Here is a 6,472-nt window from a genome sequence, read left to right as displayed (position 1 = left end):
GTGAGCGTTTCCGGCGAGACCCCGCCCCAGGCGGCGTCCGCCGGCAGGATCATGGTCGAGACGCCGCGATTGGCAAGCGCCGCCACATAGCCTTCTTCGGTGCGGCGGCGAATGTCGGCTGGGCCGCTCGCGCGTCCAACCCAATGGGACATCGGCCGGGCCAGGCTTTCGATATCGCTGGTCAGCGGCGCGTCATATTGAAGGTGATAGGAGGCATGATCGCCGACGATGTTCAGCATCGGTGTGCGGGCGCGGCGGGCGTTGTGGAGGTTGGCGAGACCATTGGCGAGGCCCGGGCCGAGGTGAAGGAGGGTGGCGGCAGGCTTGTCCGCCATGCGGGCATAACCGTCGGCAGCGCCCGTCACGACGCCTTCCGACAAGCCGAGGATGCAGCGCATCGCGGGCTTGCGGTCGAGAGCGGCGACGAAATGCATCTCCGATGTGCCGGGATTGGCAAAGCAGACGTCGACGCCGTTCACCAGAAGGACGTCACACAGCATATCGGCGCCGTTCATGCGCTTTTCCTTATCTTTGCAGCGTTCCCAAAGGCCACTGCGACCAAGAGAAACCGCAGGCCGGATCGGTCCTGCGGTCAGCGGCGATGAGTGAGGCTCAGGCGGCTGCCGAAGCGGTGGCGTCGGAGAACGTTGCTTCGATCGAAGCTTCGAGAATGGCGAGCCCTTCCTCCAGAACCTCCCACTCGACGGTGAGCGGCGGCAGCAAACGGATCACATTGAAGCGTGTCCCGCAAGACAGGAGGATCAGACCGCGGGCCTCCGCTTCCGCGACAATGCGGTTGGTGAGAGCAGGCGCCGCCGTTTTCGATTGGCGGTCCTCGACCAGTTCGAACGCGACCATGGCGCCTAGGCCGCGCACGTCGCCGATATGTTCCATGCCCTGGCGGGTGGCGATTGCCGTCAGCCGCTCGGTGATCCGGCGGCCGACTTCGGCGGCGCGTTCGCAGAGCTTCTCATCTTCGATGACGTCGAGTACGGCGTTGGCGGCGGCGACGCTCAGCGGATTGCCGGCATAGGTACCGCCCAGCCCACCTGGATGGGCTGCATTCATGATCTCGGCCTTGCCGGTGACGGCCGAAAGCGGAAAGCCGCCGGCGAGGCCCTTCGCCATGGTGATCATATCCGGCTTTACGCCGGCATGCTCGAAGCCGAACATCCTGCCGGTGCGCGCCATGCCTGCCTGGATTTCGTCAGCGATCAGCACGATGCCGTATTTATCCGCGACTTCGCGAAGGTGTACGAGGAATTCCTTCGGCGCAACGTTGAAGCCGCCTTCGCCCTGGACCGGTTCGACGATGAAGGCCGCAATCCGTTCCGGATCGACATCGGCTGCGAAGAGCCGTTCGAGACCGGCGATCGCCTCCTCGGTCGAGATGCCGAGATAGGGGTTGGGGAAGGGCGCATGGTAGATATCGGCCGGGAAGGGGCCGAAATTCTTCTTGTAGGGCATGACCTTGCCGGTCAACGCCATGCCGAGCATGGTGCGGCCGTGGAAGGCGCCGGAAAAGGCGATGACGCCGGCGCGGCCGGTATGGGCGCGGGCGATCTTCACGGCATTTTCGACGGCTTCAGCACCCGTGGTCACCAGCATGGTGCGGTTTTCGGCGCCGGTCGGCGCCATCGCGTTCAGCCGCTCGGCGAGCCGCACGTAACCTTCGTAAGGCGCGACGTGGAAGCAGGTATGGGTGAAATGTTCAGCCTGTTCGGCGACGGCGCGCATCACGGCCGGATGGCGGTGGCCGGTATTGTTGACCGCGATGCCGGCGGCGAAATCGACGAAGCGCCTGCCGTCGACATCCCAGAGTTCGGCGTTCAAGGCTTTGTGGGCGAAGATACCCCTTGTGCCGACACCGCCGGCGACGGCGGCTTTCTGGCGGGATTGCAGATCTGCTGAGACGGTCATGGCGATATCCCCTAAAGTCGATGACCTAAGCTATAATCTTGCTCATTATATTGAGCAAGAGGGGAATCGCGAAATCAGAGATAGGGCGGCGAGCAGGCCGAAATAACGATCGTCTGCCGGTCGGAGGGGTTGCGGAATCGGTGCGGAATACGGCTGTCGAAGAGGTAAGCCTCGCCGGCCTTGAGGATGCGGACCTCGTCGCCGACCGTCACTTCCAGCTCGCCCTCGACCACATAGCCGCCTTCCGAGGAACCGTGCTGCAGCCGTGTTTCGCCAGTGTCCGCATGGGGGCCGTAAATCTCGTGGAGGATCTGCAGGTTATGCGCCCGCGCATCGCCGATCTGGCGAAAGATCAGCGTGCCGTCACCGCCTGCAATCGGCGATGTGGCAACCTTGGAAGTCAGGTCGACCAGTTCATGCGCTGAGAAGAACGGGCCTTTCGGCGGGCTGCGCTCCGGCTCGAAAAAATCGCCCATGCCGACGCCGAGACCGTTCAGGATCTTGCGGAGCGTCGAAACGGAGGGGCTGACCTTGTTGGTCTCGACATTGGATATCTGTGCGTGCGGAACGCCGGCCCGCTCGGCGAGCTGGCGCTGCGAAAGCCCGGCCGCCCCGCGCATGGCGTTGAGGCGCGCACCGATATCGAACTTTTCATCCATTGGCTTGGTCCCGACTGTTCGGGTCGGTTATGCCGTGGATCTGGATCGCGATCAACTGGATGATATTTTGAGCGGATGATGGCCGCAAGCTTTGGCGCAATCAACGTAGGGTCGCCCCCGTCGATAGGCCTAAGGATATAGCTCATTTGGCGCAACTGCCTGCGACTCACGCGCGTGTTATCCTCCGGCCCTGCGGATCACAGAGGATTTCGCCGATGTTCAGGTGCAGAGACTGCAAGGACACGGGCTGGGTTTGCGAAGCTCATCCCGCCAAGCCGTATACCGGTACCCGATGCTGCGGCTGCGGTGCGGTTGAAATGCCATGTCCCCGCTGTTTCGCGACCCATGGCCTGGACAAATATCCAGAGGTCGGGCGGGTCTTCCCGAAGCAATTCGGCTTCGAACTCAGGTCATCGGTTCAAGGTTCTGACGATCGCCTCTAGCGGAGCGGTACCGTGTCGAGATATCCGCCGACCAGTTCGGGTTCGGAGCGCTCTGATGTGGTGCAAGTGTAAATCTACGCACCCAGCAGAGTCTCCTTGAGGAAAGCTGCGGCATCTTCAGGAAATCAACCTTTAGAATGACAGCCTTTTCGTTGCCGCATTGAACCATGATTGGGCGAGCATCCCTATGCATTTGGCAGGGTGTTGGCTAACGGAGAAGCGCCCATCGCCGCCGTGTGATCCCCATCAAAATTGAGGGGAATGCGGAGGGGGGAACGCTATTTTTTTCCCGGTTTCCAAGGTGGGACGCCAATTCCAGGTTGACCGGCGCGATGGGTAATTTATATATCTGCTAATGTTCTGATTGAGCCTAAACGCAGATCGGGAGATGGGGGGTAAGCGCTTGGAGGTTGGAGCGCCCGCTTCCGTGACGGTTGGATTCGCAATTGAAGCGGCCGCCAGGCTAACCCCGGGGGAGTTTGGGTTCCATGGTGAAATATTTCCTGAATGTCGATCTGAAGGACGGTTTCATTCCGGATACGGAAGGACTTGATTTCCTCAACCTCGAGAGAGCCACAGCTGAAGTCATCTCCGGAATGAGAGACATCATCGTCGAGCATATTCAGCAGAGAGAAACCCTGGCGTTGCGGGCAATATCGATCACCGACGATGCCGGGCATCTCATATCGATCGTTACGCTGGCCGACGCCGTCAACGGTTTCCTGCCTGGGATGAAGGTCTCGGGCCTGGGGTAAGGCTTTGCGGATTTAGGTCGGGAAGCCGTAACGTTCGGTGATCCCCCAGAACATCCGGTTGATTGCGACGAGCGAGTTGATGCTCTCCTGAATACGGCCGATTTCCCGGGCGTCAAGTTCCTCGATCTTTCCGTATTTGATCTCGTCCCGGCTTTCGAAGATGCGCATCGATTGCGTGACGTTGCGGCCGCTGTCGGGATCGAATGAATAGATGCAGTGGTTGTATTTGTTACGGAGCTTGGCTTCCTCGGAAAGGCGGCGGGTGGCTTCCAGGATCTCCCTGCGGCAGACCGGTGCGGTCTTGCGCATCTTGGTCAGCCTGTCCACGAGGTCGATGCGTGCGCGCGTCGTATTCAAGGTCAGGAAGATGACGATCGCCGTTTCCTTGTCCACTTTGGCAAGGCCGGCAATCATGTGGATCAACAGGCTTTCTGTGTTGGTCCACGTATAGTTCAGCTGCCCAATCAGGAGCAGGATGTCCTGCAGCCTAGTACTTGTCGCCCGAGAGGGAGCGGCCGTCCTGGCCGCGGTTCGTGTCGCCTGCATTGCCGGTTACATCCTTGCGTCTATATTCAAAATAGAGAGCGACGACTTCCGTTCTGTTATGCACGCCGAGCTTGGTAATGATGTTGTGAATATGAATCTTTACTGTGTGTTCTGATAGGCTCAGGGCGGCGGCGATGATCTTGTTCTGGTTGCCCATGGCCATTCTGGCGAGAATTTCGTTCTCACGCTTCGTGAGCTTTTCGATCGCCTGTTTGCCGGCATTGTATGGGGCCGGCTTGGTGTCAGCCGGATCCTCGCTTGTTTCCGGAGGTGGGCTTCGCTGAGCGCGGTAACCTGTCGACGGGAAATATGTACCGCCCTTCAATACGATCCGCAGGCCTGACAGGAAGACATCGAGATTGACGTTGAACGGCAGTATCCCCTGAACGATTTCAAGCTCTTTTGCTCTTTGATGATCGGAGGCTATTTCGCCGTCATCGGTACCGATCAGCGCGAGCGTTGCAGCGGGATGATGGCGGGCCAGTTCCGGCCAGTATTCGGCGAGCGCAGAGGCTAGGCGGACATCCGCCAGCATGAGCTGAACCGGATTGTCAAATTCCGCCGAGGCCAGCTTGAGATCGGGAACCGTCTTGACGCAAAGCCACGGAAATTCGCTTTCGATGGCCGCAGTCATTGCGGTGGAGATTGTTCCCGGCGAGCAGATGAAGAGGAGTGTCCGGATTGCATTCATTCTCTTCAAGGCGTTTGTTGCCAGATCCAAGCCGACATGTTGTGAAACACCATGCGGAATTTGCATGGATAGACCTCCCTCCCGTCGTTGATCGAAAGTACACGCAAAGTGGTGCTCCGAAGATCTTATTAGGGAACGGTAAACCAAGACCGGAAGGGTGGGAATAGACCGAACGATTTACCGAATAGATCGAATCGGTGATGGGATTTGGCATTCCAGGTCGTTTTCCCGCGAACGAACCATGATCAGACAGCGTTTCCACCGGTGAGACTCGAGTTGCTGCATACATAAGGCTGCATTCACTGCCGATGTGCCTACCTCTTCTTGGTTAGACCATTTCACCCATAGAACTATGCTCATATAGTATTCATCAGGTTGTGCTAGCTCGAAATATTACCTTATTTCTTCTGAGCAATCGGGACAAAGTGCCTCATCCCGAAGCAGCTGAAGAACGAGCGCTGAAGAACGTTCGTCGATGCGCGCTGTCACGAGCATACGGCCATGCCGCCGCTCGTTCCAGGTCTCTCGGGAAACTAGGGGAGAGCTAAAAAAATCAGACATCACGAGAGAAAGACCGGCGAACGGTCGCGTTGACGCGCGCCCTCTCGCCAGAGGCCAATGACTCACTTCAACAGCGACGAGCAAAGACCCCAAGAAGATGAATGGTGGTCACGCCGTCGCAGTCAAAGAGGATACTGTGATGGTAGACAAACGCCACGCGTTCAACACTGTTGTCGACGATCCGACGGACAGCCAGGAACAGCAGCAGCAACAGCAACAGCAGGAACAACAACAGCAGCAACAGTCCAGCGACCAGAGCCAGACGAGCGAGTCGACGAACGACAACGACAACTGGAATGGCAACGGCAATCTGAACCTGAACGGTAACGGCAACCTGAACCTCAACGGCAATCTCAACGAGAACGTCAACGAGACTACCGTGGGCGTCGCTGTCGATGTCGGTGTCGACCTTGAAGGTTACACGCCGACGGACGACGACTTTGCCGATGTCGACATGCAGCACAGTTCCATCGACGGGATGTTCAACATCCGCATCGATGACGTGCTCAACAACGCCTTGACCGGTGAAGGCAATGATGTCGGCAACGTCTTCAGCCAGGTCGCCAACATCCAGGACAATGACAAGCTCGAAAGCGCCACCGTCAGCAACGATGGGTCGTTCGAACTGAATGGCACTGCCGAGGGCGGCATTGCGCTTGCCTCCGACGGTATCAATGCCGGCGGCGGCGGCGGCAATGGCGGAAGCCATGCAGATGCCGATGGCGGTGATGGCGGCAATGGCGGTACCGCGCTTGGCGGCTTCGCGGTTGGCGGTGACGGCCTTGGCGGTTTGGCCGCAAGCGTCGCAGCCGGCGGTAAAGGCGAAGGCGGCGATGCCGATGGCGGCGACGGCGACAGCGGCGATGCCGAAAGCGATGCCGATGGCGGCAAGGGTAT

Annotated in this window: 6 protein-coding genes and 1 pseudogene; 2 read left to right on the top strand and 5 right to left on the bottom strand. The window is 59.1% G+C overall.

Translation table 11 applies throughout. The features are described 5' to 3' along the window. The 3 genes from MOV61_RS27400 to MOV61_RS27390 all read right to left on the bottom strand — a co-directional run. Positions 1 to 515 (bottom strand): thiamine pyrophosphate-binding protein (locus MOV61_RS27400; protein WP_247138842.1); only part of this gene is annotated, 515 nt, incomplete at its 3' end. A 97-nt stretch (positions 516 to 612) separates the two neighbouring features. After that, entirely contained in the window at positions 613 to 1,920 is a 1,308-nt protein-coding gene (gene gabT / locus MOV61_RS27395) for a 4-aminobutyrate--2-oxoglutarate transaminase (protein WP_247138841.1), read from the bottom strand. A 74-nt stretch (positions 1,921 to 1,994) separates the two neighbouring features. Next, entirely contained in the window at positions 1,995 to 2,579 is a 585-nt protein-coding gene (locus tag MOV61_RS27390; RefSeq protein ID WP_247138840.1) for a cupin domain-containing protein, read from the bottom strand. A 931-nt stretch (positions 2,580 to 3,510) separates the two neighbouring features. On the opposite strand from MOV61_RS27390, the gene MOV61_RS27385 reads away from it, so the two are divergent. Beyond that, on the top strand, positions 3,511 to 3,777 hold the full coding sequence (locus MOV61_RS27385; protein ID WP_247138839.1) for a DUF6894 family protein: 267 nt from the start codon (positions 3,511 to 3,513) through the stop codon (positions 3,775 to 3,777). A 12-nt stretch (positions 3,778 to 3,789) separates the two neighbouring features. Here MOV61_RS27385 and MOV61_RS27380 read toward each other — a convergent pair whose 3' ends face one another. Together MOV61_RS27380 and MOV61_RS27375 are read right to left on the bottom strand one after the other, a co-directional pair. Beyond that, positions 3,790 to 4,323 carry a hypothetical protein gene (locus MOV61_RS27380; RefSeq protein WP_038546051.1) on the bottom strand — a complete coding sequence of 178 codons (534 nt, stop codon included), beginning with the start codon at positions 4,321 to 4,323 and terminating at the stop codon, positions 3,790 to 3,792. Then, positions 4,265 to 5,080: a response regulator transcription factor gene (locus MOV61_RS27375; protein WP_247138838.1), complete on the bottom strand. Its 816-nt coding sequence runs from the start codon at positions 5,078 to 5,080 to the stop codon at positions 4,265 to 4,267. The genes MOV61_RS27380 and MOV61_RS27375 overlap by 59 nt, the downstream gene beginning before the upstream one ends. A 634-nt stretch (positions 5,081 to 5,714) precedes the next feature. Between MOV61_RS27375 and MOV61_RS27370 the strand changes: the two are divergent. Next, positions 5,715 to 6,472, top strand: a pseudogene (locus MOV61_RS27370) (hypothetical protein); the annotation flags it as partial.

The sequence above is a fragment of the Neorhizobium sp. BETTINA12A genome (assembly GCF_023006485.1).
Classification (GTDB): Bacteria; Pseudomonadota; Alphaproteobacteria; order Rhizobiales; family Rhizobiaceae; genus Neorhizobium.
Note: the sequence above shows the minus strand (reverse complement) of the source record. Positions and strands in the feature narration are given on the sequence as shown.

Bases quoted from the DNA above. Each gene is read 5' to 3' on its own strand.
- MOV61_RS27375 (WP_247138838.1), bottom strand. From the start codon at position 5,080: ATGCAAATTCCGCATGGTGTTTCACAACATGTCGGCTTGGATCTGGCA.
- MOV61_RS27380 (WP_038546051.1), bottom strand. From the start codon at position 4,323: ATGCAGGCGACACGAACCGCGGCCAGGACGGCCGCTCCCTCTCGGGCG.
- gabT (WP_247138841.1), bottom strand. From the start codon at position 1,920: ATGACCGTCTCAGCAGATCTGCAATCCCGCCAGAAAGCCGCCGTCGCC.
- MOV61_RS27390 (WP_247138840.1), bottom strand. From the start codon at position 2,579: ATGGATGAAAAGTTCGATATCGGTGCGCGCCTCAACGCCATGCGCGGG.
- MOV61_RS27385 (WP_247138839.1), top strand. From the start codon at position 3,511: ATGGTGAAATATTTCCTGAATGTCGATCTGAAGGACGGTTTCATTCCG.